Raw genomic sequence first — 24,823 nt, 5'->3', positions numbered from 1 at the left:
GCTCAGGGCCGCGTGAATCGTTCCGGGATCGGTGGAGGGCTCGAGAGCAAGCGCTCGCTCGCGGCCCATCGGAGTGTGGGTGGCAAGGGCCAGCAGGGCCCTGACCTGGGCCCACTCGACCCCCGCCCCCCCGGCGACTATTCGGAGAACCGCTCGCGTTTCTTGGCCTTCTTGCGCGCTGCCAGGGTCTTGCGCTTGCGCTTGACGCTGGGCTTCTCGTAGTGCTGGCGCTTCCGCAGCTCCGACATGAGCCCGGCCTTCTCGCACTGCTTCTTGAACCGCTTGAGCGCGTTCTCGAAGGACTCGTCGGGCTCGACGATGACCTTGGTCACTCAGGTCCCCCCTCTCGACAGCCGGGTAAACGTGAACTGTATACCACGCGGCCCCGAGGGGCGCAATTCCGCCAGAAGAGCCGCGGCCGCGACCGGGACCGCCCGGCTCGGGCCGGGATCGGGACACGCCGGGCGCGTCATGCACGCGAGGGAGAGGGGCGGCTCTCAACCAGCTTCAGGGCCTGCTGCGCGGCCTCGGCGCAGGCCGCCTCGACCACCTCGTGCTCCTCGCGGTAGAAGGGCGACAGAACGTGATCCACCACGTGGTCCCGGTCCTCGCCCGGCGCGCCGGGCCGGCCGATGCCGATCTTGATCCGCCGGAACTCGCTGGTGCCGAGGGCCTCGATGAGCGACCGTACGCCGTTGTGCCCCCCCGCGCTGCCCTTCGTGCGGATGCGGATCTTGCCCAGCGGCAGGTCCAGGTCGTCGAAGACGACGATGAGATCCGCGGGGGTGAACCCGAGCTTCCGGCCGAGGCGCGCCACGGCCGGGCCGCTGACGTTCATGAAGCACTGGGGCTTGACGAGGCAGAGGGCCTCGCCCCGCCAGCGGGCGCGCGCGACCAGGTGCCCCCCCTCGCGCGCGAAGCGCGCGTGGAGGGTCCGGCCAAGCCCTTCCACCACGCGCTGCCCGACGTTGTGGCGGGTGTCGCGGTACTCCGGCCCGGGGTTGCCGAGGCCGACGATCGCCTGGGCCACTTACTTCTTCTTCTCTTCGACCTCTTCCTTCGGCTTGCGCTCCGTGAGGACCTCGGGCTCGGCGGGCGCCGCGGCCACGGCCGCGACGGGAGCGGCCACCTCCTCGGCCATGGGCGGCGCCACGGTGGCGACGGCCTGGCGGAGATCCGTCAGGATGCGCACCCCCGCGGGGGCCACGAGCTGGCCGACCGTGAACACGTCCCCGATGTGCAGCTCCGAGACGTCGGCGGCGATGACCTCCGGGATCTCGCCCGGCAGGCATGACACCTGGATCTCGCGGAGGATCATCTCGAGGATGCCCTTGGTCTCCCGAACCCCGATCGGGTCGCCGACATGCCGGAGCGGGACGGCGACCTGGATCGGTTTGTCCAGCGCGACCTCCTGCAGGTCGGCGTGGATCAGCGCCTCGGAGACCGGATCGAACTGCATGTCGCGGATGATGGCCATCCGCGCCTCGGCGGCTCCCGCGAAGGAGACCTTCAGCAGCTGGGTGCCGCCCTCGTGGCCGTGGATGAGCCGGAGGATCTCCCCCGGATCCACGGCGATGCTCTCGGGGCTCGCGCCGCCGTAGAGCACGGCCGGGATGCGCCCGGCACGACGCAGGCGCCGGGCCGGGCCCTTGCCGGTGCCCTCGCGCCTCTCGATGGTCAGTGCACGCATTTCCATGACGCTCGACTCCTTCGCTTGGCTAGACGAACAGGCCGGAGACGGACTCTTCGTCGTGGATTCGCCGGATGGCCTCCGCCAAGAGCGGGGCGACCGACAGCACCTGGACCTTGGGGAGGTGCTTGCTGGCCGGCAGCGGGATGGAGTTGGTGATGATCACCTCTTCCAGCGACGAGCCGGTGATGCGATCGATGGCGGGGCCCGACAGCACGCCGTGGACGGCGCAGGCCAGGATCCGTCGCGCGCCCTCGCGCCGGAGCGCGTCCACGGCCTGGATCATCGTGCCCGCGGTGTCGATCATGTCGTCGATGATCACCACGTCCTTGTCCTCGACATCGCCGATGAGGTGCATGAACACGGCCACGTTGGGGCCGTCGCGGCGCTTGTCGATGATGGCCAGCCCAGCCTTGAGACGCTTGGCGATGGCGCGGGCGCGCTCGACGCCGCCCGCGTCGGGGGAGACCAGCACCGGATCGTGGAGATCCTTCTTGGCCAGGTAGTCGATGATGACGGGGGCGGCGAAGAGGTGGTCCACCGGGATGTCGAAAAAGCCCTGGATCTGCCCGGCGTGCAGATCCACCGCCAGCACGCGATGGGTGCCGGCCGCGGTGATCAGATCGGCCACGAGCTTGGCCGAGATGGGCACGCGCGGCATCACCTTGCGGTCCTGCCGCCCGTAGCCGTAATAGGGGAGGACGGCCGTGATGCGACGCGCGGAGGCCCGCTTGAACGCGTCGATCATGACCAGCAGCTCCATGAGGTTGTCGTTCACCGGCGGGCAGGTCGGCTGGACCACGAAGACGTCCTGGCCCCGGACGTTCTCGTTGATCTGCACGTAGACCTCGCCGTCGGAGAAGCGGGAGACATCCGCATCCCCCAGCGGCAGGTGCAGCTGCTGGGCGATCTCCTCGGCCAGCGGCCGGTTGGCCATGCCGGAGAAAAGCTTCAGCTCATACCCCATGGATGTCCTCGTCTCCGTTCGTGGTTGGGGCGGGAGGATTCGAACCTCCGAATACGGGATCCAAAGTCCCGCGCCTTGCCGCTTGGCCACGCCCCAGCAAAGACGTTCACAGCGCCCGGATCACCGGGCCGGACACGGTCCGGACGGCCCAGCACGACCATCCCGCGCGGTTCACCCGCCCCCGGATCTGGCGGGCGTGGTCGTAGGACCTGGCCACGCCGAACACGGTCGGACCGCTGCCGGACATCACCGCGCCGAGGGCTCCTGCCGCCAAGAGCGCGCTCTTCATCCGGCGGATGGCCGGGACCATCGGCTCGACCATCGCCTCCAGGTTGTTCGTGAGGGCGCCGGCCACCGCCCGCGCGCTCCGCGTGCGGAGCGCCTCCACCATCCGACGCGTGCCCCGCGCCTCGGCCGTCCACCCCGCCGGCACGCGCCCGTACACCTCGCGCGTGGACAGCGGAAAGTTCGGATTCACGAGCACGAGCGCGTAGCCGCCCGCGGCCGGCAATGGCCTGAGCCGCTCGCCCCGCCCCGTCGCCAGCGCCCGTCCTGGTCCAAGGAAGAACGGCACGTCCATCCCGAGCCGCACCGCCAGCGCCACGAGGCGCGCGCGCGGCCAGCGGAGCCCCCAGAGACGGTTGAGCCCCCACAGGGTGGCCGCGGCATCGCTCGATCCGCCACCGAGCCCGGCGGCCACGGGAATCCGCTTCTCCAGGGCGATGCGGGCGCCCAGGGGCGCCCCCGCGGCCTCTCTGAGCATCGTCGCCGCCCGAACGATCAGGTTATCGTCGCCGGCCGGCAGCGCGGGATCGCTCACCTGAAGCGACAGCGAATCGGCCGTCTCGAGCGTCAGACGGTCCGCGAGATCCACCCCCTGCATCACCGTAACGATCTCGTGATAGCCGTCGTCCCGCTTGCCCAGGACCTCGAGGGCCAGGTTCACCTTGGCCGAGGTCCGAAGCACGAGCCGACGGGTCCCACTCGGCCGCCTTGACACGGCAGCGAAGGCTAACATGCGGCCGGGCGGCCTGTCAACGGAAGTCTTGGATTTCCACGCCTTCCGGGACAGTGACCTTCAGCAGGTCAGGATCGAAGCCGGTGTCGATCTGGGATCTCCGGTACGTGACGGAGACCTCCAGCGTGCCGTCGAGCGAAGCCAGCGTGACCGCGGAGGGAGGCTCGGCGGGTCCGCTGCCAGTGATCACGACGCGCAGCGGCTTCCGCCCCCGCGTGTACTCGACCTGTCTGACCACCCCTGTGTCCGGGTCCACCCAGAGCCGCTGAGTGGTCTCCCGGCCAGTCAGGCTCAGCGACGGGCCGCGGTCATCGGCGGGCAGGAAGGCTCCGGACAGGGGGGACCCGAGGGGCCGGACCCGTCCCGCCAGGAGGGCCACCAGATCCTCCGAGCCCAGAGCCAGCCCGAGCCAGCGCCGGTTGGCTTCAGGGGACGAGGGCAGGATGAAAGCCCGGTTCCTGATGATCTCCCAGATCGTCACCCGATCCGGGTCGGCACTCACCAGGAGGATGGGTGGGCCGAAAGGCGACAGGGCCTCGAAGCGCAGAGAGGCCGGTGCGCGCAGCAGCAGGACGCCGGCCAGGTGCAGGACTTGGCCGTCGCGCTGGATCCGGATCTCCGCCACGCCCCGCAGATCCCCGAAGGCCTGCCAGCGCCGCTCGATGAGGCTGAGGGTGGCTTCCACCTCTGCGGACAGCGGCCGGCCGGGGGGGACGGAGGCACAGGCCCCCAGCGTCGAGGCCAGCAGGAGCACAGCGGCGAGCCGGAGGCTACTTCGGCTCGGTCCTGGGAGAATCACCCTTGGCCCGCAGCTGCTTCTCGCGCGCCTCCTGGAGCTTCTTCTTCACCGACTCGGAGGTCCGGTTCTCCTTGTCCACCTGGAGCGCCTTCTCCCACGCGGCGATGGCCTCCTCGACGTTCCCGTTCTTCAGGTAGGCGTCGCCCAGGTGATCGAAGACCTCCGGGTCGTCCTTGGCCCGGTCGGCCGCGCGCAGCAGCTCGCGCAGGGCCTCGGGGTACTTGCCCAGCTGGTAGTAGGCCCACCCGAGGCTGTCGATGAAGTAGCCGTTCTCCGGGTCCAGCGCCAGGGCCTGCTGGATCAGCTCCACCGCCTCGCCGAGATTGATGCCGCGCTCAGCGTACATGTAGCCGATGTAGTTGTAGGCCTCGGCGTGCTTGGGGTCGATGGCGATCACGCGGCGGAAGGCGCGGACGGAGTCCTCGAAGCGCCGCTGCTTCTCCCGGACGACGCCGAGCTGGAAATGCAGGTCGCGGTGGTTGTCGTCCAGGGAGAGTCCCTCCTGGAGGACGGCCGCGGCCCGGTCATGCTCCGAGGCGCGGTAGAGCGCCGTGCCGAGGTAGAGGAAGAGCTCCGGCCGCTTGGGCTCCAGATTGATCGCCTCGCGGAGGAGGGCGGCGGCCTCCTGATAGCGCTTCGCCCGGCTCAGGAGGAAGCCCAGCTGGACGCGGGCGTCCACGGACCGGGCGTCCGCGCTCAGGATCCGTTCCAGCTCGGCGCGCGCCTCGGCGTCCTTGCCCGCCTCGATGAGAGTCGTGGCGAGAAAGTACCGGGCGCGCAGGTTGCCGGGCTCCAGCCCCAGCGCATGCCGGAAGGCCGCGGCGGCCCGCTCCCACTCCTTCTGCTCGTACTGGACCGCCCCCAGCTTGATCCACACGCGCGGATCCCGCGGGGCTGCGCCGGTCAAGGTCTCGATCTCCCGCTCGGCGTCCTTGAAGCGCCCCAGCCTCAGCAGGAGATCCCCCAGGCGTTCCACGAAGCCCAGGTTGTCCGGGTTCGTCTTGATCGCCTGCCGGTAGACGAGGATGGCCTCCTCGGGACGCTTCTGGTTCTCGAAGACGAAGCCGAGCGCTGTCCACGCTCCGTCCTGGTCCGGGTCCAGCTCCGTGGCGCGCCTGAGGCGGGTCACGGCCTCGTCCCACGCCTCGGTCTCGATCGCGACGCGACCGAGCAGGTAATGCCCCTGCGCCAGGGCGGGACGGCCCTCGACCAGGCGGAGCAGGACGGCCCGCGCCTTGTCGTAGGCCTTCTGCTCGAAGTGGAGCTGGGCCAGCGCCAGGTAGGCGTCCGGCTTCTGCGGGGCCAGGGCGATCACCTTCTCCAGCTCGGCCTCGGCCTCGGCCGGCCTGCGCTGTCGCCGGAAGAGATCGGCCAGGCCGAGATGGGCGGCCTGGCTGTCGGGCGCCAGCTCCACCGCCTTCTGCGCCGCCTCGATGGCCTCGGCGGGCGCATTCGTGCGCGACAGCCACTGGGCGAGCTGGATCCAGAGCGCCGGCGTCCCGGGGTCGCGCTGGATGGCCTGGCGCAGCTCGGCGATGGCTTCCGGGAAGCGGCCGGCCCGAGCGTGGAGCTGGGCGACGGAGAAGTGGTAGTAGGCCTCGGTGGTGGTGTCGGCCGGGTGCAGACGCGGAGCGGGCGTGGCGGTCTCCGCGCTTGCGCCCGGCACCTGGGGAGCGCCCGCGGCGCAGCCGCCGGCGAGGACAGCGCCCCCGAGGAACAGGAGGATTGCGCCGAAGGTCACGGGCCGTTGGGCGCTGATCATGTGGCCGGCCCTTCCGCCCGTGGGTCTGCCGCCCGCTGCCGCCGGGCCAGGCAGTCCTTGGTCATGAGACGCCGCAGGGCGGCGGCGAGGTCCGGGTCCGGCAGCGTGGCCACCGCGGTCTCCACTGCCTGGGCCTCCTCGGCGCTCAGCCGGCGCTCTCCCGGACCCGGTGCCCGCCGCGCCCGCTGCGCGGGACCCGGGGCCTCCCGTGCCACCGGCCCCAGGACGCAGCGCAGGGAGGTGATGCGGCCTCCGTAGCGGGCCCCGAGCGCGGCGAGGAGCTCGCCGCTGCGCAGCGTCAGCTCGGTGAGCCAGGGCGAGTTGTCGGCGCACACCTCGAGCACGCCCCGCTCGAGCGTCCCCGGCCGGGAGCGGCGCGACAGCTCTGGACCCGCCACCACCGCCCACTCCCTCCGGATGGTGTCCTCGAACATGCGCTCCGTCAGCGCGGGCAGAGCCCGGGTCAGCAGATCGCCGACACGCTGAGGGGCGGAGAGTCGCCGCAACGTCATGACAGAATCTAATGATACTTGAGCGCCGCGCGGCCGGCTACCGGGAAGAAGGGGTCAAATTGACTCCTCTCGGGCGCAACCTATATAGTGGCGCTACATGGCCCGGGCCAAGCGCGGTGACACTCTGTCCATCAGCATCGACGACCTCGCCTTCGGTGGCGAGGGCGTTGGGCGCGTGGACGGCTACGTGGTCTTCGTGCCGGGCGGCATCCCCGGCGATCGGCTGCGCGTCCGGCTCGGCCAGGCCCGGGCCCGCTTCGCGCGCGGGACCATCGAGGCGGTCGAGAGCCCGTCGCCCCACCGGGTGGAGGCGCCGTGCCCCTACTTCGGTCGCTGCGGGGGCTGCCGCCTCCAGCACGTGGCCTATCCGGCGCAGCTGGCCTTCAAGTCCAAGCAGGTGGCGGATTGCCTCGAGCGCCTCGGCGGGCTGGGCGCCTTCGAGCTGCGCGACATCATCGCGGCCCCGGAGCCCTACGGGTACCGGAACAAGATGGAGTTCACGGTGGCGCCGTCGCCTGGCCCGTCGGCGCGTGAGCCGGCCGCAGGGGTCCGGCCCCCGCTCATCGGCCTGCACGAGGCCGAGCGGTACGACTCGGTGCTCGATATCGAGCGCTGCCTGCTCCAGTCCGAGCGCATGAACGCGCTGCTGGACGAGGTCCGGCACTTCGTCGCCGGGCGCGGGTGCCCGGCCTGGGAGCAGGAGAGCGGCGAAGGCCTGCTCCGCTTCGTGATGCTGCGCGAGGGCAAGCGCACCGGCGAGGCGATGGTCAACATCGTCACCTCGGCGCCCGCCGTGTCCGACTTCGAGCCCCTCGTGGGACGGCTCCAGGCGCGGGTGCCGGAGACCACCAGCGTCGTGCTGAACGTGAACCCGAAGAAGGCCAGCGTGGCCGTCGGCGTGGAGGAGCACCTCCTGGGTGGACGCGACCACATCCGGGAGTCGCTGGGCGGGCTCACCTTCCAGGTCTCGCCCGGCTCCTTCTTCCAGACGAACACGGTGCAGGCGGAGCGGCTCTTCGAGCTGGTCCTGGAGGCCGCGGGCCTTGACGGCGACGAGACGGTCGTGGACCTCTACTCGGGGACGGGCGCCATCAGCCTGCTCCTGGCGCGGCGCTGCCGCTGGGTGTACGGGATCGAGGTGACCCCCGCGGCGGTGGCCGACGCGGTCCGCAACGCCGAGGCCAACGGGATCGTCAACTGCGCCTTCCTCGCCGGCGAGGTCCGCTTCGTGCTGCCCTCCCTCCTGGCCAAGGGCGTCACGGCCGACGTGGTCGTGGCCGATCCGCCGCGGGCGGGCTTCCACCCCAAGGCGCTCCACGCGCTCGTGAGCCTGCGCCCGGCGCGGCTCGTCTACGTCTCCTGCAATCCGGCCACGCTGGCCCGCGACCTCGGCGAGCTGGTGCGGGCCGGATACCGGCTGGAGTCGGTCCAGCCCATCGACATGTTCCCGCACACCCCGCACATCGAGGCGGTCGCGCGTCTGTCCCGGGGCGGCTGAAGCCGCCCCGGCCACTCGATGAACGTCTATCTGCTCCGGCGGCTCCTGCAGTCCATCCTGGTGCTTTTCGGCGTGTCGGTGGTGGTGTTCCTCATCCTGCACCTCACCGGGGACCCGGCCCTGCTGCTGCTGCCGCCCGACGCCACCGCGGAGGAGATCGCCAAGTTCCGGGAGTCCATGGGGTTCAATGACCCCGTCAGCGTGCAGTACCTGCGCTTCCTCAAGGGCGCGCTGCGCGGCAACTTCGGCGGGTCGCTGCGCCACGGCGAGCCGGCCATGTCACTGGTGGCGGAGCGGCTGCCCGCGACCTTCGAGCTGGCGGGGGCGGGCCTGGCGCTGGCCCTGTGCGTGGCCATCCCGGCCGGCATCGTGTCGGCTGTGCGCCGCAACACCGCCATCGACTACGTCTCGACGGTCGTGGCCCTCCTGGGCCAGGCCATGCCCACCTTCTGGCTCGGCATCATGCTGATTCTGGTGTTCTCGGTCAGGCTCGGATGGCTCCCCTCGTCCGGCCGCGGGGACCTGGAGCACCTGGTGCTGCCCGCGATCACGCTGGGGCTCTTCACCACGGCGCGCATCACGCGGCTCACCCGGTCGGGGATGCTCGAGGTGCTCGGGCAGGATTACGTCCGGACGGCCCGCGCGAAGGGCGTGGGCGAGCCCCCCGTGGTCTGGAAGCACGCCCTGCGGAACGCCTCGATCCCCATCGTGACCATCGTGGGGATCGAGCTGGGCACGCTGCTCGGCGGCTCCGTCATCACCGAGACCATCTTCGCCTGGCCAGGTGTCGGCCGGCTGTCGGTGCAGGCCATCTTCAACCGCGACTACCCCGTGGTCCAGGCCGCCGTGTTCCTGCTCGCCAGCACGTTCGTGATGGTCAACTTCCTCGTGGATATCGTCTACACCTACCTCGACCCCCGGATCCGCTTCCGATGAGGGCCGAAGGCCCGAAGAGGCCGAGCCGCAGCGTGGTGGCCTCCACAGTGAGGCGAGCTGACCGATGAGGGCCGAAGGCCCGAAGAGGCCGAGCCGCGGCGCGATGTCCTCCACAGTGAGGCGAGCTGAACGATGAGGGCCGAAGGCCCGAAGAGGCCGAGCCGCAGCGTGGTGGCCTCCACAGTCAGGCGGGCTGGGGACCCAACACATGGCGGCTGACGGGGCCGGCTCCCTCGTGCTGACGCCCGCCGCCTCCCCCGCGGCGCGGGAGTGGCTGATGCTGGCGACCCGCCTGGCCCGGCGGCGCACCGCGCTCTTCGGCTTCGTGGTGGTGGCGATCGTGGCGCTGACGGCCGCGCTCGCCCCGGTGATGGCCCCCTTCGATCCGCTGGCGCAGGACATCGGGCAGCGGCTCCGGGAGCCCGGCTGGCAGGATGCGCAGGGGCGCACCCACCCGCTCGGCACCGATCACCTCGGGCGCGACATCCTGGCGCGGATCATCCACGGCTCGCGCATCGCCCTCCTGGTCGGGCTGGCGGCCGTCCTCATCTCGGGGCTGCTGGGAATGGTCATCGGGCTGGTCTCGGGCTACTTCGGGGGGCGCGTGGACGACCTGTTCATGCGGCTGGCGGACATCCAGCTGGCCTTCCCGTTCATCCTCCTCGCCATCGCCGTGATCGGCGTGCTGGGCCCGAGCCTCCAGAACATCATCATCGTCATCGGCGTCTCCTCGTGGGTGGTCTATGCGCGCGTCGTGCGGGGCGAGGTGCTCTCGATCCGGGAGCGCGAGTTCGTCCAGGCCGCGATCGCGCTGGGCAGCCGCGACGGGCGCATTCTCGTCCGCCACGTGCTGCCCAACGCCTTCACTCCCTGGCTCGTCGTGGCGACACTGGACATGGCCCGGGTCATCGTGATCGAATCGGCCCTGTCCTTCCTCGGGCTCGGCGTCCAGCCGCCGACGCCGACGTGGGGCGGCATGCTCGCGGACGGGCGTGTCTACCTCTCGACGGCCTGGTGGCTCGCGACGTTCCCGGGCCTGGCCATCCTAGTGACCGTGCTCGGCATCAACCTCTTCGGTGACGGGCTCCGGGACACGCTCGACCCGAGGCTGAAGGTCTGACGGGAGGGGGCGCAGGTGATGCTGAAGGGCGCCGCCATCATGACGAACGAGGCCGGACATGCGCGCAGGAAAGGAGATCCACTCATGAAGCGACTCGGTGTGCGCTCGCTCGGCGTAGCCCTGGCGTGCTCGGTGATCGGGCTCGGGTGGACGGTGCCCTCGCTGGCCGCGCCCCAGGGCAAGATCGTCATTGCCCAGGGCGTGGACCCGACGACGCTCGACCCGCAGTGGCACGAGGAGACGCCCGCCTACAACGTGCTGCTGAACATCTATGACACGCTGCTCTTCCGGGACAAGGACAACAAGATCATCCCGTGGCTGGCTACCTCGTGGAAGCTCGTTGCCCCCACCACCTGGGAGTTCAAGCTGCGCCAGGGGGTCCGCTTCCACAACGGCGAGGAGTTCGACGCCGAGGCGGTCAAGTTCAGCATGGACCGCCTGCGCGATCCCAAGCTCGGCAACCGGCAGGCCGGCAACTTCCGCCTGGTGAGCGCCGTGCAGGTGGTGGACAAGTTCACGGTGCGGATCGTCACCAGCAAGCCGTTCCCGACGCTGGAGAACCAGCTGGCGCTGCGCGGCGCCGTCATGGCGCCGAAGCACTTCGCGGGCAAGGACAAGACCTTCGCCGACCGGAACCCGGTGGGCACGGGGCCCTACAAGTTCGTCCGCTGGGCGAAGGACGACCAGCTCGTGCTCGAGGCCAACGAGCGGTGGTGGGGCGGCGCCCCGAAAGTCAAGACCATCGTCTACCGGCCGATCCCCGAGCACGCCGTGCGTGTGGCCGCGCTCCAGGCCGGCGAGGTGGACATCGCCGTCAACATCCCGCCGCACCTCGTGCCGATCATCGACAAGCACCCCAAGCTCTACATCTCCAAGGCGCCCAGCGTGCGGACCATCTTCATCCCCATCTACACCTACCAGTTCGACACCGCCAACAAGCCGGCGGGGCCGGTGGAGGGGCCCACCAAGGACAAGCGGGTGCGCCAGGCAATCATCGCCGCCGTGAACCCCGACGAGATCATCAAGACGGTCCTCGAGGGGCAGGCCATCCGCACGGCCACGCCGCTCACCAGCAAGCACTTCGGCTTCGACAAGTCGCTGGCGCCGGTCAAGCAGGACCCCGACCGCGTCAAGAAGCTCCTCGCCGAGGCCGGCTTCCCCAACGGGATCGACCTGACGCTGAATTCCCCCGATGGGCGCTATCTCAAGGACAAGGAGGTGGCGGAGGCCGTGGGGGGGCAGCTGACCAAGTCCGGCATCCGCGCCCGCGTGCGCACCTTCGAGTGGACCACCTACCTGAACCAGATGGTCTACATCCACAAGGCCAACCCCATGTACCTCATCGGCTGGGGAAACACCACCTGGGACGCCGACGGCACGCTCACCCCGCTGTTCCGGTCGGGCAACCCGCTGGCGAACCATCACAACACCGACTTCGACGGGATGATGGACGAGGCGCAGACCACGGTGGATCCGAAGCGGCGCCAGGAGATCTACGCCAGGGCGCAGCGGCTCATGCTGGACGACGGCGCGGTGCTGCCGCTGTACCAGCAGATGGACCTCTACGGGGTGAGCAGGCGCGTGGGCTTCCAGGCGCTGTCCTCCGAGCAGATCGTCGGCGTCTGGCTGTCGCTGAAGGACGCCAGGTAGCGCCGCGCCGGGCTAGCGGAGTCGCCGCACCGGATTCCTGAGCCTGCCGACCCTCTCGAGATCGATCTCGACGATGTCGCCCTCGTCGAGCGCGTGCTCGTCGGGGACCAGGATGCCCGTGCCCGTCGAGAGCACCGTTCCCGGCGGCACGGGGTTGTGGCGGCAGAGCCAGCCAACGAGCTCGTCGCAGCGCCGCTTCATCTCCCGCGTGTTGACGCGTCCCTCGAAGGCGAGGGTCCCGTGGCGGAAGATCCGGCAGCTGAGGTCCCCTCTCCCCGACTCGGCGTGGTGACGTGGCGGCCCGTCTCGACGGGAGCATACGGGGGGTCGTGTCTCGAACGCAACCGGCGGCCCCCCGGCGGGGCGAGCCCGCCGGCGCGCCGGGACCACCAGGGGCCGTCACCGGCCTACCCATCGGGGCGGCGTCGGTGTATCTATTGAAGGGGCCCGGCAGGCGCCGGGTCCTGGGCCCGGCCGTCTCCGTGGCCGAGGGAGGGTACGCGTGCGGTACGAAGGTCTCGTCTATCGGCCCCCGAGCGAGGCTGGATCGCTCATCATCCAGGCGACCCTGGCGTGCCCGCACAACAAGTGCGCCTTCTGCGGCATGTACAAGGGGCGCAGCTTCCGGGTGCGCCCGTTGACGGAGGTGATCGAAGACCTGGACATGGCGCGCGAGGCGTATGGCCCGCACGGGGTACGGACCATCTTCCTGGCCGACGGCAACACCGCCGTCCTGCCCGCCGCCACGCTGGTCGCCATCGGCGCGGCGGCCTGCGCTCGGTTCCCGGACCTCGAGCGCATCACCATGTACGGGTCGGCGAAGTTCCTCGTCAAGAAGTCCCTGGAGCAGTGGCGGGCGGTGGCGGCGGCCGGCATCACCCGCATCCATTCCGGCCTCGAGTCCGGGGATGCGGCGACCCTGCGCGCCATCAACAAGGGCGTGACCCCCGAACAGGCGGTGGAGGCCTACCGGCACGTCATGGGCGCCGGCATCGAGCTCTCGGTGTACCTCATGGTCGGCCTGGCGGGCGCCGAGCGCTGGCGCGAGCATGCGCTGGGCAGCGCGCAGGTCCTCAACCAGGCGCCCCCCACCTTCGTCCGCCTGCGCACCTTCGTGCCGCAGCCGGGCACGCCCTGGCACGATCGATGGCGAGACGGCGCGCTCACCCTCCTGTCGGCGCAGGAGGCGCTCCGCGAGACCCGCCTGCTGATCCAGCACCTCGACGGGCCCACGACGCTGCTCTCGGACCACGTCTCGAACTTCCTCGACGTGCGCGGGCGGGTCCCCGCGGACACCCCCACGATGCTGGCGCAGCTCGACGCAGCCCTCGCGTGGCCCGCCCGGGCCTTCCGGCCGCCCACCGAGCGGCTGGTCGGGCTCGGGCTCTGAGCCGGGGCGGGGAAGGGCAGGCCGTGGCCCGCCGCCGGATCGTGGTCGCGATGACGACGAAACTCCTCGACCGCACACCGCCCGGGCGCTGGCCTCATCGAGGCCGGGCCAACAGGAGGCTTGACATGGGGGAAGCGAAGGCCCGCCCGCGGCTCTTCTCGCCGGGAACGATCGGGCTCATGGAGCTGCGCAATCGGGTCGTGATGGCACCCATGGTGGTGCAGCTCGCCGCCGAGACGGGGGCGGTGACCCCGCGCACCGTCGAGCACTACGCGCGCCGGGCTGCGGGCGGCGCGGGGCTCGTCATCGTGGAGGCCACCTACATCGCGCCGCAGGGCAAGGCCTTCGTCTGCCAGCTCGGGATCGACCGCGACGGGCTCGTGCCCGGCCACTTCGAGCTGGTCGAGGCGGTCCACCGCCAGGGCGCGAAGGTCGCGCTGCAGATCCATCACGGCGGGGGCCGCGCCGACCCGGCGGTGACCGGTGGCTTCCTCCTGGCTCCGTCGCCTGTGGCCCAGGATGCCGCCTCCATCGTCCCCCGGGAGGCGACCGTGACGGAGATCGAGGCGGTGGCGGAGGAGTACGCCCGCGCCGCCGACCGGGCCCGGCGCGCAGGGTACGATGCGGTGGAGATCCACGGCGCTCATGGCTACCTGATCCACGAGTTCCTCTCCCCCGCCTCCAACCGCCGCGCCGACGCCTATGGCGGGAGCCCGGAGAACCGCCGCCGCTTCGCCGGGCTGGTGGTCCGGCGGGTCCGCGCGGCGGTGGGCGCGCGCTTCCCGGTGCTCTTCCGCCTGAGCGCCGAGGGCGGCTACGGGATCGAGGAGGCCGTGGAGATCGCGGAGGCGCTCGAGGCGTGGGGCGTGGACGCCATCCATGTCTCCATCGGCGGAACTGCCCCGATCACCCTGGCTCCGCCCGACACCAGCCCCATGGCTCGTCCCGAGGGATGGCTCACCGGCTACGCCGCCACCATCAAGGGGCGCGTCTCCGTGCCGGTCATCGCCGTGGGGGAGATCCGCCACCCCGCCTTCGCCGAGGAGATCCTGGACGAGGGGAAGGCCGATTTCATCGCGCTGGGCCGGCAGTTGCTGGCCGACCCCGACTGGCCGGCCAAGGCCGCGGCCGGCAGGGACGACGAGATCCGCCCGTGCATCTCCTGTGACCATTGCCGGCTGGCGCTGCTGTGGGCGCGGCCCATCCGGTGCCTGGTGAATCCCGAGACGGGGCGCGAGCGGGAGTTCTCCGCCGTGGGGCCGGCAGCGGCGCCCAAGCGCATCATCGTCGTCGGTGGTGGCCCCGCCGGCCTCGAGGCCGCGCGCGCCGCGGCCGCGCGGGGCCACCACGTCACGCTGTACGAGCGGAGCGCCGAGCTCGGCGGCCAGCTCCACCTGGCCGCGCTCCCTCCCCACAAGGACAAGATCGAGTGGTTGAGGTGCTGCCTCGTCAACCAGGCGCTCCGGGCGGGGGTGCAGCTGTCCACCTCGACGGCCTTCAGCCCCGACGGGCTCGCCGAGGGAGAGGCCGATGCCGTGGTGGTGGCCACCGGCGCCCGCCCCGTCGAGGAGCGGGTGCTGGGGGCCCGGCCCGGCCAGGTGCGCTCGGCCTGGGAAGTGCTGGAGGGCCGTCCGCCCGCCAGGGACCTGGCGGTGGTTGTGCTCGGGGGCAGGCAGATGGGTTGCGAGACGGCGGAGTTCCTGGCGGAGCGCGGCAACCGGGTCACCCTGGTCTCGCGCTCGCCCGCGGAGGATCTGGCCGGGGACGTGGTGCCGAGCTACCGGGGGCCGCTCCTGGCCCGCCTGCGACGGCTGGGAGTGGCGTTCCGCACCCGCTGCGACATCCGCGAGGTGCGGGACGGCCGGGCCGTGCTCGTGGAGGAGGACGGCCGCGAGGCGACCGTGGGCGCCGAGCTGGTCATCGTGGCGCGCGGCTCCATGTCCGAGCCCACGTGGCTCGAGCTGCTCCGGCGGAAGGTGCCCGAGGTCCACGCCGTCGGGGACTGCGTCGAGCCGCGCATCATCGCCGACGCCCTCTACGAAGGGGCCTGGGCCGGGAGCCACATCTGATGCCTCCCGCGGCTGGAGCATGAGCATGCGGCCCTCGACGCGCCTGCGCCGCCTCCTGGCGGGCCCGGACATCATCGTGGCGCCGGGCGTCTACGATGGACTCTCGGCGCGCCTGGCCTGCCGCGCCGGGTTCTCGGCCGTCTACGCCACGGGCGGCGGCATCGCCCGGAGCCTGGGCTATCCCGACCTGGGGCTGCTCGGCCTGGTGGAGGTGGCCGACCGCGTGGCCCGCATCGTCGAGCAGTCCGAGGTGCCGGTCATCGCCGACGCCGACACGGGCTACGGGAATGCGCTGAGCGCGCGCCGCGCCGTGCGCGAGCTCGAGCGCGCCGGGGTGGCGGCCTTCCACCTCGAGGACCAGCATTTCCCCAAGCGCTGCGGGCACTACGCCGACAAGTCGGTCGTCCCGGTGGAGGAGATGGCGCAGAAGATCCGGGCGGCCCGGGAAGCCGCCAGCGACCCCGACCTGGTGATCATCGCCCGGACCGACGCCATCGCCGTCGAGGGGTTCGAGGCCGCGCTGGCGCGTGCGCAGGCCTACGCCGAGGCCGGGGCGGACATGCTGTTCGTGGAGGCGCCCCAGACCGAGGCGCAGATCGAGGCTGTCCCGGCGCGCCTCCGCGCCCCGCAGCTCATCAACATGTTTCTCGGCGGGAAGACGCCGCTGGTGTCCCTCGAACGGCTCCGCGCATGGGGCTACCGCATCGTGATCATCCCGTCCGACCTCCAGCGTGCCGCCATCCGGGCCATGGAAGAGGTGCTGGCGGCCATCAAGCGCGACGGCAACAGCGCGGCTCTGGCCGAGCGCATGGCCTCGTTCGAGGAGCGGGAGGCCGTGGTGGACACACCGCGGTACCTCGAGCTCGACCGGCGGTACGCGAGCCGGCCGGGCGCTGCGCCGCCGTGAGGGCAGGAGGCGGCGGGCGGCTCGCCCTCGAGCGGTGCTTGACCTCGACGGCAACCGCCGCTAACGTGCCCGGAGAGAGGAGGAGTCCACCGATGGCAGACGCGAACTGGTCGAAGCACATGGCGGACGTGCTGCGCCGGAACGGGATCCGGCTCTTCGCCACGGTCCCCGACTACATCGTGACCCAGGTGCTCGAGCAGCTCTGGAGCGATTCCCAGTGCCGGGTGGTCACGGTGTGCCGCGAGGAGGAGGGGCTCGGCCTCCTCTCCGGGGCCTTCATGGCTGGCCGGCGGGGGGCCCTCATCATGCAGAACAGCGGGCTCGGGAACTGCGTGAACACGCTGGGCTCACTGAACGTGGCCAGCCAGATCCCGGTGGTGCTCGTCATGAGCCATCGCGGGGACCTGGGCGAGTTCAACCCGGCCCAGGTCCCGGTGGGGCAGGCGGCCGCGCGCATCCTCGACGCCCTCGACATCCGCCACCTCATGCCGCGCTCCATCGCCGATCTCGAGGCGCAGGCCGACGGTCTGATCAAGCTGGCGTACACGCGGTCGCTCCCGGTGGCCTTCATCCTGCCGGCGGAGCTGACGGGAGGGAAGCTCGGATGAGCGGGGCCGTGAACCGGGCCACGGCGACCCGGCTGCTGGCCGAGCGTCTGACCAGCGAGGTCGTCGTGTCGAACCTCGGGCAGGCGACGCTCGAGCTGCAGCGCCGGGCCCACCGTCCGCTCAACTGCTACACCTTCGGCTCCATGGGGCAGTGCTCCTCCATCGGGCTCGGCATCGCGCTGGCGCGGCCCGACGTCCGCGTGATCTGCCTCGACGGCGACGGGTCGCTCCTCATGAACCTCGGCTCCTTGTGCACCATCGCCACGACGGCCCCCCGGAACTACGCGCTGCTGATCTGGGACAACGAGGTCCATCAGACGACGGGCGGGCAGCCGACGGCCACGGCGGTCCGGTCGAGCCTGGCCGGAATCGCCCGGGGCGCCGGCGTGGAGAAGGCGCTCGAGGTGCGAACGGAGGACGAGCTCGGGCGCGCCTACGACCGCCTGTTCAGCGAGGACGGTCCCTTCGTCGTGTCCGTCAAGACCGAGAAGGGGCGGGCCGAGGGCACGCTCGATCGCGACGTCGTCGGCCACACGCGCAGCTTCATCCAGGCCCTCGCCGCGCTCCCCCCGCAAGCCGCGCGCCGGTAGCGCGGGCGAGGGGGCCGCGCGCCCCCGGGGCTCACTACGGGCGCCTGGTCCTCATCCGGAGGAGGGCCAGCGCGATCCAGGCGGCGGGCACGGAGAGCCAGAGCCAGCCGCCCGGCGCACCGGCCGTGAGGTTGACGAGCAGGAGCGCGGTCCCACCTCCCGCCGCGATCCACAGGAGTGCGCGAGCCAGCGTATCGAGGGGCGCGCCGGGGCCCTGGTGGAGGAGCCAGAGCGCCGCCGCCGCCGCTGTGGAGTCCAGCAGGAGATCGCCGACGCTGCCTTCCCGCTCGAGCGTGGTCGCCTGGTGGGCCTCGTCGAGGAAGGCCGTGAGGACCGACAGCGCCAGTGGGGCACGCCAGCTGCCCACCGCCCATGCCCAGAGGAACGCGAGGAGCCCGTACTCGGTGACGTGACCGGTCTTGCGAACCAGCACGTGCAGGGCCTCGAGGGTTTCCGGAGCCGCCCAGGGCAGCAGCGCTGCGATCCACGGCAGCGTCAGCTCCCGGGTGACCGAGCTGTTCCCTGCCACGCCGGAGAACCAGGCAATGACCATGGTCCAGCCGAGCGGCGCCAGGAGGCGAAGGGCGCGTGGATGCTCCGTCACGGCACCAGCCATACCATCGGAAGCGCCGCCGGCATTGCGGAAGTTGACAAGCCCTGACCGCTAAACATAGGATGAGCCATGTCGCTACGGGATCTGCTCGACGAGCTGCTCACCTCGCTCGAGACGGGTCCCCTGATCGCCGCGACCCGGCACTTCGACGCCCGCCCCGCCGCCTTCGCCCCCTTCCCGTCTTCCCTCGACCCTCGACTCGTGGTAGCGCTCCGCGGCCGGGGCGTCACGCAGCTCTACTCCCACCAGGCTCGGGCCTTCGAGAGCGTGGCGAAGGGCGAGCACCTGGTGGTCGTGACGCCCACGGCGTCGGGGAAGACGCTCTGCTACAACCTGCCCGTCCTCCAGAGCCTGGTCCAGCAGCCGGAGGCGCGCGTCCTCTACCTCTTCCCCACCAAGGCCCTGGCCCAGGACCAGCTCGCCGAGCTGACCGAGCTCGCCAGGACGCTGCCTGGCATGCGGATGTTCACTTACGACGGCGACACGCCGCAGGATGCCCGGCGGGCGGTCCGGGCGCGAGCCAACCTGGTGCTCACCAATCCGGACATGCTTCACTCGGGGATCCTGCCGCATCACACCAAGTGGGTGAATCTCTTCCAGAACCTCCGCTACATCGTCATCGACGAGCTGCACGCCTACCGCGGCGTCTTCGGAAGCCACCTGGCCAACGTGCTCCGCCGGCTCAAGCGCATCTGCCGCCACTACGGCTCGGCACCCCAGTTCATCATGGCCTCGGCCACCATCGCGAATCCGCGCGAGCTGGCCGAGCGCCTCACGGGTGAGCCGGTGTCCGAGATCGGCGAGAGCGGCGCCCCGACGGGGGACAAGCTCTTCGTCTGCTACAACCCGCCCGTGGCGAACCCGGAGCTGGGGATCCGCGCCCCCTACCTGGGCGAGGCCGCCAAGCTCGCGGCGCGCTTCCTCAAGGGGAAGATCGCCACCATCGTCTTCTGTCAGAGCCGCCTGTCCACCGAGGTCGTGCTGGCCACCGTCAAGAAGCTGGTGGAGGACAGGACGGGCGACTCGGGGATCGTGCGGGGCTACCGCGGCGGCTACCTGCCGCACAGGCGGCGCGAGGTGGAGCAGGGGCTCAGGTCGGGCGAGGTGCTGGGCGTCGTTGCCACGAGCGCTCTGGAGCTCGGCATCGACATCGGCCACCTGGACGTGGCGGTGCTGGCCGGATTCCCCGGCACCATCGCCTCCCTGTGGCAGCAGGCGGGGCGCGCGGGGCGGCGCAGCGGCCAGTCGGTCGCCATCCTCGTGGCCACGAGCGCCCCGATGGACCAGTACCTGGTCGCTCATCCCGAGTACCTCTTCGGGGTCTCGCCCGAGCAGGCGCGCATCAACCCCCAGAACCCCTTCATCCTCGTCAACCACCTGAAATGCGGCGCTTTCGAGCTGCCGTTCGAGGCCGGGGAGCCCTTCGGCGGGGAGGTCTCGGCCCAGCTCGCCGCGCTGGAGGAGGCGGGGCTCCTGCATCGCGCGGGCGATCGCTATCACTGGACGTCGGAGACCTACCCCGCCGACCACATCTCCCTCCGGACGGTCACCTCCGACAACTTCCTCGTCATCGACACGACGGCGCGGGATGCCAAGGAGACCCGACGGCGCCAGATCATCGCGGAGGTGGACTGGAAGAGCGCCTTCGCCATGATCTACCCCTACATGGTGGAGAGCGAGCCCTTCGAGGTGCAGGCGCTCCACTACCGCGAGGACGAGGAGAAGGTGGCCTATGTCAAGCGGGTCGTCGTGGACTACTTCACCGACGCCATCAGCGCCAAGGGGGTGTGGATCCTCCAGCGCTTCACCCGCCGGGACAGCCGGGGGCTCGCCGCCGAGCAGGGCGAGGTGCTGGTGGCCGAGAAGGTGGTGGGCTTCAAGAAGATCAAGATGGGCACGCTGGAGAACGTGGGATCGGGGGAAGTCGAATTGCCGCAGCAGGAGATGCAGACCACGGGCGTCTGGCTCACCTTCGACCCGGCCGTGCTGGCGCGGGTGTCGCCGAGCCGCGAGGAGCTGGTGGACGGGCTCCGCGCCCTCACATACCTGCTCCACCACCTCGCCCCGATCTTCCTCCTCTGCGACGTGAGAGACGTGGGCGCGTGGCTCGGCGACGGCACGCCGGCCGAGACGGGCGTGGTGGCGACACGGGAGTCGGCGCGGGCCCGGCTGCTCCGCGCGGAGGCGTTCACTCCGACGATCTACCTCTACGACAGCCAGCCCGGGGGGGCGGGGCTGGCCGAGCGCATCTTCGAGGTGCTCCCCGAGATCCTGGCCCAGGGGTGCACCATGCTCGACTCCTGCCCGTGCAAGAGCGGCTGTCCCTCCTGTGTGGGGCCCGTGAACGAGGTGGGCCGTCGGGCCAAGTCCGCGGCCCGGGCGCTCCTGGCCGAGCTCGTGAACCCGGCCTGAGCCGGGCGCACCACCCGCCGTGGCCGTTCCCGCGGACCTCCGAGACCTGATCCGGCGCCTCGAGGCCAGGACGCGGGCGCCGCGCCCGGACCGGCCTGCGGCGTCGATCCAGGACGCCGTGGCCGGCGCCATCGAGGAGACGGAGCGCGGGCCCGTCCTGGTGGTGCGTCGACGCTGGCCGCTGGCCCACGTCCACGGGGGCCAACCGCTGACCGCGCTCCGTGGGGCCGCTCCGGAGTGCCTCGCGCTGCTGGCGCGCGACGGAGTCTCCCCCCCGGGCCCCGACCGTCTCCTGTACCTGGACACGGAGACGACGGGGCTCGCGGGGGGCACCGGGACGTATGCGTTCCTGGTCGGGGCAGGTTTTGTGGATGGCGCGGAGTTAGAGGTGCGGCAGTTCTTCATGCGCGACCTCGACGAGGAGCCGGCGCTCCTGGCCGCCGTGGACGGGCTGCTCCGGCGCTTCGACGGCCTGGTCACCTACAACGGCGCCGGCTTCGACCTGCCGCTGCTGGAAACGCGCTTCGTGCTCGGGCGTCGCCGGTGGCCCGGGGAGGGGGTCCACCTCGATCTCCTGCCCGCTGCCCGCCGGCTCTGGGGCGGCCGACTCGCGGACTGCCGGCTGGGAACGGTGGAGCAACGCGTGCTGGGCTTCAGCCGCGAGGACGACGTGCCGGGGGCGCTGATCCCGTCCCTGTACTTCGACTACCTGAGGCGAAGGCATCCCGGCGACGTGCCCCGGATCTTCGAGCACAACCGCCACGACATTCTCTCGCTGGCTGCACTCACCGGCTGGGTGACCGACGCGGCCGGGCGCGCGCCCGATCCCGGGCTGGCGCCGGAGGACCTGGCCGCCCTCGGCCGGCTCTGGGAGCCCCGGGATGCCGCGCGCGGCGAGGCGTGCTACCGGCTGGCGCTGCGTCTGGGGCTCGAGGGAGCCGGGCGGGAGCGGCTGCTGTCCCGGCTGGCCTGGACCGAGCGGCGGCGGGCGCGCTTCGTGGAGGCGCGGGCCCTCTGGGAGGAGATCGTCCATCGCCAGGGGGCCTTCGACCCACGACCCTGGGAGGAGATGGCCAAGATCGACGAGCACCGGCGCCGTGACTTCGCCACTGCCCACGCGGTGATCAGAGAGGCGCTTGACCGTGCCCGCAGCACCCGCGCGGCCGACGGGGTGATTGCGGCGCTCACCCACCGCCTGCACCGCCTGGATCGCCGCCGCCAGGCTGGCGCTCGGTCCCCGAGGCTCCGTCAACAGGCGGCGCCGGGGCCGGAGGGCCCCCCGCCCCGGCCGGGAACGTGACGACGTGCAGCAGGTGGGCCTCGGCCCGCACCCGGGTCCCGACGGGGAACATGGAGGAGGACCGCTGGGAGGAGTGCACGCGGTGCCCGGAGGGGAGGCGGATGCAGTAGAGGCACTCCGAGCCGCGGAAGTGGCGGTGGATGATGACGCCCGCGCCATCCCGATGCGGCACGAAGGTGATGTCGTCCGGGCGGACCATGACCTCCACGCGGTCGCCCGGCGAGCGGTCGCCCACGTTGCCGAACACGCCCACCTCCGTGACGACGCCGGCGCTGGTCACGAGACCCGGCAGGAAGTCGGCCGCGCCCACGAACTCGGCCACGAACCGGGAGGCAGGGTGGCGATAGATGGCCTCCGGGCGACCGAACTGCTCGATCCTCCCCTCGTGCAGGACGCCGACCCTGTCGGCCAGGGTGAAGGCCTCCTCCTGGTCATGGGTGACGAAGATGGCCGTCGTCCCGGTGTTCCGCAGGATCTTCTCGACCTCCTCCCGCATCAGCGCGCGCAGGTCCGCGTCCAGGTTCGAGAAGGGCTCGTCGAGCAGGATGAGGGCAGGGGCTGGCGCCAGCGCCCGGGCCACCGCCACCCGCTGCTGCTGCCCGCCCGAGAGCTCGTGGGGGTAACGTCCGCCGAATCCGGGAAGCCCGACCAGCTCCAGAATCTGGGCGACGCGCTCCCGCCGCGGGCCCCGCTCCAGGCGGTGCAACCCGAAGCCCACGTTGTCCGCGACCGTGAGGTGCGGGAAGAGGGCATAGTCCTGGAAGACGACGCCGACGCCGCGCTCCTCGGGGGGCACCGCGCGGCCGGGACCCGCCACCACCTGGCCCCGGATGGTCACGGTGCCCGTGTCGGGGACCTCGAAGCCCGCGATGAGCCGCAGCGTCGTGGTCTTTCCGCACCCTGAGGGCCCCAGCAGCGCCAGGATCTCGCCCTGCTCGACCGCCAGGGAGAGGCCATCGACGGCGGGCGGCCCATCCGTGGCGTAGCGCTTGGTCACCCGCGAGAGCTCGAGGAGCTTCATCGTCAGCGGCGCTCGAGGACCTCCGGGTTCACCGGAGTCGGCGGCCTCCGGCCCTCCAGGACGGCCAGGCAGTTCTCCACCGCGAGGTTCGCCATCTGGACCCGGGTGTCATGTGAGGCGCTGGCGATATGGGGCGCGAGGACGACGTTGGGCAGGCCCAGGAGATCGGAGTGGACCCTGGGCTCGTGCTCGTAGACATCGAGGGCGGCCCCGGCGATCCGCCCTTCCCGGAGGGCCTCGACGAGGGCCGCTTCCTCCACCACCGGGCCGCGTGAGGCATTGATGAGGTAGGCGGTGCGTTTCATCATCCCGAGGGTTCGCGCGTTGATCAGGTGGTGGGTCTCGGGCAGCAGCGGGGTGTGGAGGGTGACGAAATCCGACTCCCGCAGCAGGGTCCCGAGGTCCGTCGCCGAGGCGCGGAGCTCCTGCTCCGCCGCCCGCCCCGCGGGGGTGGCGTCGTGATAGAGGACGCGCATCTTGAAGCCGAGGGCGCGCCGGGCCACGGCCCGGCCGATCCGGCCGAAGCCGACGACCCCCAGCGTCTTGCCGTGAACGTCTCCGCCCAGGAAGACCATGAGCTCCCACTGGGTGAACCTGCCCTCCCGCACGTAGCGGTCGGCCTCGATGAGGCGTCTCGCTGTGGCCATGAGCAGGGTCCAGGTGAAATCGGCCGTGGTCTCGGTCAGCACGTCCGGGGTGTTGGTGACCACCACGCCTCGCTTGGTCGCCGCGGCGAGGTCGATGTTGTTGAAGCCCACCGCCACGTTGGAGACGACGCGGAGATCGGGGCAGGCTGCCAGCAGGGCCCCGTCGATGGTGTCGGTGATGAGGCAGACGAGCCCCCCCCGCCCTCTGAGGCGGGCGGCCAGCTCCCCCTTCGGCAGCGGCCCGTTCCCCGTGTGCAGGTCCACGTCGGCCCGCGTCCGCGCCCGTTGCAGGGATTCCTCGGGCAGGATTCTCGATATCAGGATTGCCGGCCTGGATGCCGTGTCAGCCATGGCCTCCTCCAAATAACTCTCTGATTGAAAAGGCTAAATTAGACGTTGACTTCTGTGGGGCCCGCTCATATATTAGCAGTCGCACTCGATGAGTGCTAACGACCCGGTGGCGTCGGGTCGTCACCAAGTCAAACATCTTATCTATCGGGAGGCGAGTTGACCATGAAGATTCGTCCGTTGCACGACCGCATCCTTGTCAAGCGCGTCGAGGAGGGTGAGGTGAAGAAGGGCGGCATCATCATCCCCGACACGGCCAAGGAGAAGCCCCAGGAGGGCAAGGTGATCGCCGTGGGGAATGGCAAGGTGAACGACGAAGGCAAGAAGATCCCACTCGACGTCAAGGCCGGCGACCGCATCCTGTTCGGCAAGTACTCCGGCTCGGAGGTGAAGGTCGAGGACGAGGAGTACCTGATCATGCGCGAAGAGGACGTGCTCGGCATCATCGGCTAGCCGCGGACCGATCTAGGGCCAACCCGACCGGGCGCCGGACGTCCGGTCCACTCGATCGAACGAACGAACCAGGAGGATATTCAGGATGCCCAAGCAGGTCATGTTCAGCGATGAGGGGCGGGCCGCCCTGCTCCGCGGAGTCAACATCCTGTCGTTGGCGGTCAAGGCCACCATGGGCCCCAAGGGGCGCAACGTGGTCATCGACAAGAAGTTCGGCAGCCCCACGATCACCAAGGACGGCGTGACCGTGGCGAAGGAGATCGAGCTGAAGGACAACAACGAGGACATGGGGGCCCAGATGATCAAGGAGGTGGCCTCCAAGACCTCGGACATCGCCGGGGACGGGACGACGACGGCGACGGTGCTGGCCCAGGCCATCTTCCGCGAGGGGCTGAAGAACGTGACGGCCGGCGCCAACCCCATGGGGCTCAAGCGCGGGATCGACGCCGCCGTCGACGCCGTCGTGGGCGAGCTGAAGAAGCTCTCGAAGTCGACGAAGGACAAGAAGGAGAT

At 71.0% G+C, this 24,823-nt stretch carries 25 protein-coding genes and 1 tRNA gene; 13 read left to right on the top strand and 13 right to left on the bottom strand.

What is annotated here, in order from left to right; all coding sequences use genetic code 11:
• Positions 1 to 137: 137 nt before the first annotated feature.
• The 9 genes from HYV93_21610 to HYV93_21570 all read right to left on the bottom strand — a co-directional run bounded on the left by HYV93_21610 (position 138) and on the right by HYV93_21570 (position 6,748).
• Positions 138 to 332, bottom strand: coding sequence for a 30S ribosomal protein S21 (locus tag HYV93_21610; protein MBI2528568.1), 195 nt, complete (start codon positions 330 to 332; stop codon positions 138 to 140).
• 137 nt (positions 333 to 469) lie between these two features.
• Positions 470 to 1,030, bottom strand: a complete 561-nt coding sequence (locus HYV93_21605) for an aminoacyl-tRNA hydrolase (protein MBI2528567.1) — start codon at positions 1,028 to 1,030, stop codon at positions 470 to 472.
• On the bottom strand, positions 1,031 to 1,696 hold the full coding sequence (locus HYV93_21600) for a 50S ribosomal protein L25 (GenBank protein MBI2528566.1): 666 nt from the start codon (positions 1,694 to 1,696) through the stop codon (positions 1,031 to 1,033).
• A gap of 22 nt (positions 1,697 to 1,718) precedes the next feature.
• Positions 1,719 to 2,657 (bottom strand): ribose-phosphate pyrophosphokinase, encoded by a 939-nt coding sequence (locus HYV93_21595; protein MBI2528565.1) that lies wholly within the window; start codon positions 2,655 to 2,657, stop codon positions 1,719 to 1,721.
• A gap of 21 nt (positions 2,658 to 2,678) precedes the next feature.
• A tRNA-Gln gene (locus HYV93_21590) sits at positions 2,679 to 2,753 on the bottom strand.
• A 10-nt stretch (positions 2,754 to 2,763) separates the two neighbouring features.
• Positions 2,764 to 3,624, bottom strand: a complete 861-nt coding sequence (locus HYV93_21585) for a 4-(cytidine 5'-diphospho)-2-C-methyl-D-erythritol kinase (protein MBI2528564.1) — start codon at positions 3,622 to 3,624, stop codon at positions 2,764 to 2,766.
• Between the two features lie 67 nt (positions 3,625 to 3,691).
• Positions 3,692 to 4,360 (bottom strand): hypothetical protein, encoded by a 669-nt coding sequence (locus HYV93_21580; GenBank protein ID MBI2528563.1) that lies wholly within the window; start codon positions 4,358 to 4,360, stop codon positions 3,692 to 3,694.
• 85 nt (positions 4,361 to 4,445) lie between these two features.
• Entirely contained in the window at positions 4,446 to 6,236 is a 1,791-nt protein-coding gene (locus HYV93_21575; GenBank protein ID MBI2528562.1) for a tetratricopeptide repeat protein, read from the bottom strand.
• Positions 6,233 to 6,748 carry a DUF721 domain-containing protein gene (locus HYV93_21570; protein ID MBI2528561.1) on the bottom strand — a complete coding sequence of 172 codons (516 nt, stop codon included), beginning with the start codon at positions 6,746 to 6,748 and terminating at the stop codon, positions 6,233 to 6,235. The genes HYV93_21575 and HYV93_21570 overlap by 4 nt, the downstream gene beginning before the upstream one ends.
• Positions 6,749 to 6,845: 97 nt before the next feature.
• On the opposite strand from HYV93_21570, the gene rlmD reads away from it, so the two are divergent.
• The 4 genes from rlmD (at position 6,846) to HYV93_21550 (ending at position 11,952) form a co-directional block, all read left to right on the top strand.
• Positions 6,846 to 8,246, top strand: a complete 1,401-nt coding sequence (rlmD, locus tag HYV93_21565) for a 23S rRNA (uracil(1939)-C(5))-methyltransferase RlmD (GenBank protein ID MBI2528560.1) — start codon at positions 6,846 to 6,848, stop codon at positions 8,244 to 8,246.
• A gap of 18 nt (positions 8,247 to 8,264) precedes the next feature.
• Entirely contained in the window at positions 8,265 to 9,182 is a 918-nt protein-coding gene (locus HYV93_21560; GenBank protein ID MBI2528559.1) for an ABC transporter permease, read from the top strand.
• Positions 9,183 to 9,459: 277 nt separating this feature from the next.
• Positions 9,460 to 10,302 (top strand): ABC transporter permease, encoded by an 843-nt coding sequence (locus tag HYV93_21555; protein ID MBI2528558.1) that lies wholly within the window; start codon positions 9,460 to 9,462, stop codon positions 10,300 to 10,302.
• Positions 10,303 to 10,386: 84 nt separating this feature from the next.
• Positions 10,387 to 11,952 (top strand): ABC transporter substrate-binding protein, encoded by a 1,566-nt coding sequence (locus HYV93_21550; GenBank protein MBI2528557.1) that lies wholly within the window; start codon positions 10,387 to 10,389, stop codon positions 11,950 to 11,952.
• 12 nt (positions 11,953 to 11,964) lie between these two features.
• Here HYV93_21550 and HYV93_21545 read toward each other — a convergent pair whose 3' ends face one another.
• The gene (locus tag HYV93_21545) at positions 11,965 to 12,342 is read right to left on the bottom strand and encodes a fumarylacetoacetate hydrolase family protein (GenBank protein MBI2528556.1); all 378 of its coding nucleotides are present in this window, start codon (positions 12,340 to 12,342) and stop codon (positions 11,965 to 11,967) included.
• A 112-nt stretch (positions 12,343 to 12,454) separates the two neighbouring features.
• Here HYV93_21545 and HYV93_21540 point away from each other — a divergent pair, with 112 nt between their 5' ends.
• The 5 genes from HYV93_21540 (at position 12,455) to HYV93_21520 (ending at position 17,516) form a co-directional block, all read left to right on the top strand.
• Entirely contained in the window at positions 12,455 to 13,342 is an 888-nt protein-coding gene (locus HYV93_21540) for a radical SAM protein (protein ID MBI2528555.1), read from the top strand.
• 125 nt (positions 13,343 to 13,467) lie between these two features.
• Complete coding sequence (locus HYV93_21535; protein ID MBI2528554.1) at positions 13,468 to 15,411, top strand: FAD-dependent oxidoreductase; 1,944 nt, start codon at positions 13,468 to 13,470, stop codon at positions 15,409 to 15,411.
• A gap of 25 nt (positions 15,412 to 15,436) precedes the next feature.
• A complete protein-coding gene (locus tag HYV93_21530; GenBank protein MBI2528553.1) occupies positions 15,437 to 16,318 on the top strand; it encodes an oxaloacetate decarboxylase in 882 nt (293 codons plus the stop codon).
• Between the two features lie 92 nt (positions 16,319 to 16,410).
• Positions 16,411 to 16,926, top strand: a complete 516-nt coding sequence (locus HYV93_21525; GenBank protein MBI2528552.1) for a decarboxylase — start codon at positions 16,411 to 16,413, stop codon at positions 16,924 to 16,926.
• Positions 16,923 to 17,516 carry a hypothetical protein gene (locus tag HYV93_21520; GenBank protein ID MBI2528551.1) on the top strand — a complete coding sequence of 198 codons (594 nt, stop codon included), beginning with the start codon at positions 16,923 to 16,925 and terminating at the stop codon, positions 17,514 to 17,516. The genes HYV93_21525 and HYV93_21520 overlap by 4 nt, the downstream gene beginning before the upstream one ends.
• Before the next feature lie 34 nt (positions 17,517 to 17,550).
• Here the strand turns inward: HYV93_21520 and HYV93_21515 are convergent, their stop codons facing one another.
• Positions 17,551 to 18,120, bottom strand: coding sequence for a VanZ family protein (locus HYV93_21515; protein MBI2528550.1), 570 nt, complete (start codon positions 18,118 to 18,120; stop codon positions 17,551 to 17,553).
• A 78-nt stretch (positions 18,121 to 18,198) separates the two neighbouring features.
• Between HYV93_21515 and HYV93_21510 the strand changes: the two genes are divergently transcribed.
• A complete protein-coding gene (locus HYV93_21510) occupies positions 18,199 to 20,541 on the top strand; it encodes a DEAD/DEAH box helicase (GenBank protein MBI2528549.1) in 2,343 nt (780 codons plus the stop codon).
• A gap of 19 nt (positions 20,542 to 20,560) precedes the next feature.
• Entirely contained in the window at positions 20,561 to 21,841 is a 1,281-nt protein-coding gene (locus tag HYV93_21505) for a ribonuclease H-like domain-containing protein (protein MBI2528548.1), read from the top strand.
• Here HYV93_21505 and HYV93_21500 read toward each other — a convergent pair.
• Together HYV93_21500 and HYV93_21495 are read right to left on the bottom strand one after the other, a co-directional pair.
• Positions 21,726 to 22,862 (bottom strand): ABC transporter ATP-binding protein, encoded by a 1,137-nt coding sequence (locus HYV93_21500; protein MBI2528547.1) that lies wholly within the window; start codon positions 22,860 to 22,862, stop codon positions 21,726 to 21,728. The two genes, HYV93_21505 and HYV93_21500, sit on opposite strands and share 116 nt — an antisense overlap.
• Before the next feature lie 2 nt (positions 22,863 to 22,864).
• Positions 22,865 to 23,860: a D-glycerate dehydrogenase gene (locus tag HYV93_21495; protein ID MBI2528546.1), complete on the bottom strand. Its 996-nt coding sequence runs from the start codon at positions 23,858 to 23,860 to the stop codon at positions 22,865 to 22,867.
• Positions 23,861 to 24,022: 162 nt separating this feature from the next.
• On the opposite strand from HYV93_21495, the gene groES reads away from it, so the two are divergent.
• Positions 24,023 to 24,310 (top strand): co-chaperone GroES, encoded by a 288-nt coding sequence (gene groES, locus HYV93_21490; protein MBI2528545.1) that lies wholly within the window; start codon positions 24,023 to 24,025, stop codon positions 24,308 to 24,310.
• Positions 24,311 to 24,395: 85 nt separating this feature from the next.
• The coding region (gene groEL / locus HYV93_21485; protein ID MBI2528544.1) for a chaperonin GroEL at positions 24,396 to 24,823 on the top strand (428 nt) is incomplete at its 3' end.

Source organism: Candidatus Rokuibacteriota bacterium (assembly GCA_016188005.1).
Taxonomy (GTDB): domain Bacteria; phylum Methylomirabilota; class Methylomirabilia; order Rokubacteriales; family CSP1-6; genus UBA12499.
This window is presented reverse-complemented; position numbering and strand designations above follow the sequence as displayed.

Coding starts and splice junctions, on each gene's coding strand:
- HYV93_21525 (MBI2528552.1), top strand. CDS start 16,411: ATGGCAGACGCGAACTGGTCGAAGCACATGGCGGACGTGCTGCGCCGG.
- HYV93_21520 (MBI2528551.1), top strand. CDS start 16,923: ATGAGCGGGGCCGTGAACCGGGCCACGGCGACCCGGCTGCTGGCCGAG.
- HYV93_21550 (MBI2528557.1), top strand. CDS start 10,387: ATGAAGCGACTCGGTGTGCGCTCGCTCGGCGTAGCCCTGGCGTGCTCG.
- HYV93_21535 (MBI2528554.1), top strand. CDS start 13,468: ATGGGGGAAGCGAAGGCCCGCCCGCGGCTCTTCTCGCCGGGAACGATC.
- HYV93_21595 (MBI2528565.1), bottom strand. CDS start 2,657: ATGGGGTATGAGCTGAAGCTTTTCTCCGGCATGGCCAACCGGCCGCTG.
- HYV93_21560 (MBI2528559.1), top strand. CDS start 8,265: ATGAACGTCTATCTGCTCCGGCGGCTCCTGCAGTCCATCCTGGTGCTT.
- HYV93_21530 (MBI2528553.1), top strand. CDS start 15,437: ATGCGGCCCTCGACGCGCCTGCGCCGCCTCCTGGCGGGCCCGGACATC.
- HYV93_21555 (MBI2528558.1), top strand. CDS start 9,460: ATGCTGGCGACCCGCCTGGCCCGGCGGCGCACCGCGCTCTTCGGCTTC.
- HYV93_21500 (MBI2528547.1), bottom strand. CDS start 22,862: ATGAAGCTCCTCGAGCTCTCGCGGGTGACCAAGCGCTACGCCACGGAT.
- HYV93_21495 (MBI2528546.1), bottom strand. CDS start 23,860: ATGGCTGACACGGCATCCAGGCCGGCAATCCTGATATCGAGAATCCTG.
- HYV93_21575 (MBI2528562.1), bottom strand. CDS start 6,236: ATGATCAGCGCCCAACGGCCCGTGACCTTCGGCGCAATCCTCCTGTTC.
- HYV93_21510 (MBI2528549.1), top strand. CDS start 18,199: ATGTCGCTACGGGATCTGCTCGACGAGCTGCTCACCTCGCTCGAGACG.
- groES (MBI2528545.1), top strand. CDS start 24,023: ATGAAGATTCGTCCGTTGCACGACCGCATCCTTGTCAAGCGCGTCGAG.
- HYV93_21570 (MBI2528561.1), bottom strand. CDS start 6,748: ATGACGTTGCGGCGACTCTCCGCCCCTCAGCGTGTCGGCGATCTGCTG.
- rlmD (MBI2528560.1), top strand. CDS start 6,846: ATGGCCCGGGCCAAGCGCGGTGACACTCTGTCCATCAGCATCGACGAC.
- HYV93_21600 (MBI2528566.1), bottom strand. CDS start 1,696: ATGGAAATGCGTGCACTGACCATCGAGAGGCGCGAGGGCACCGGCAAG.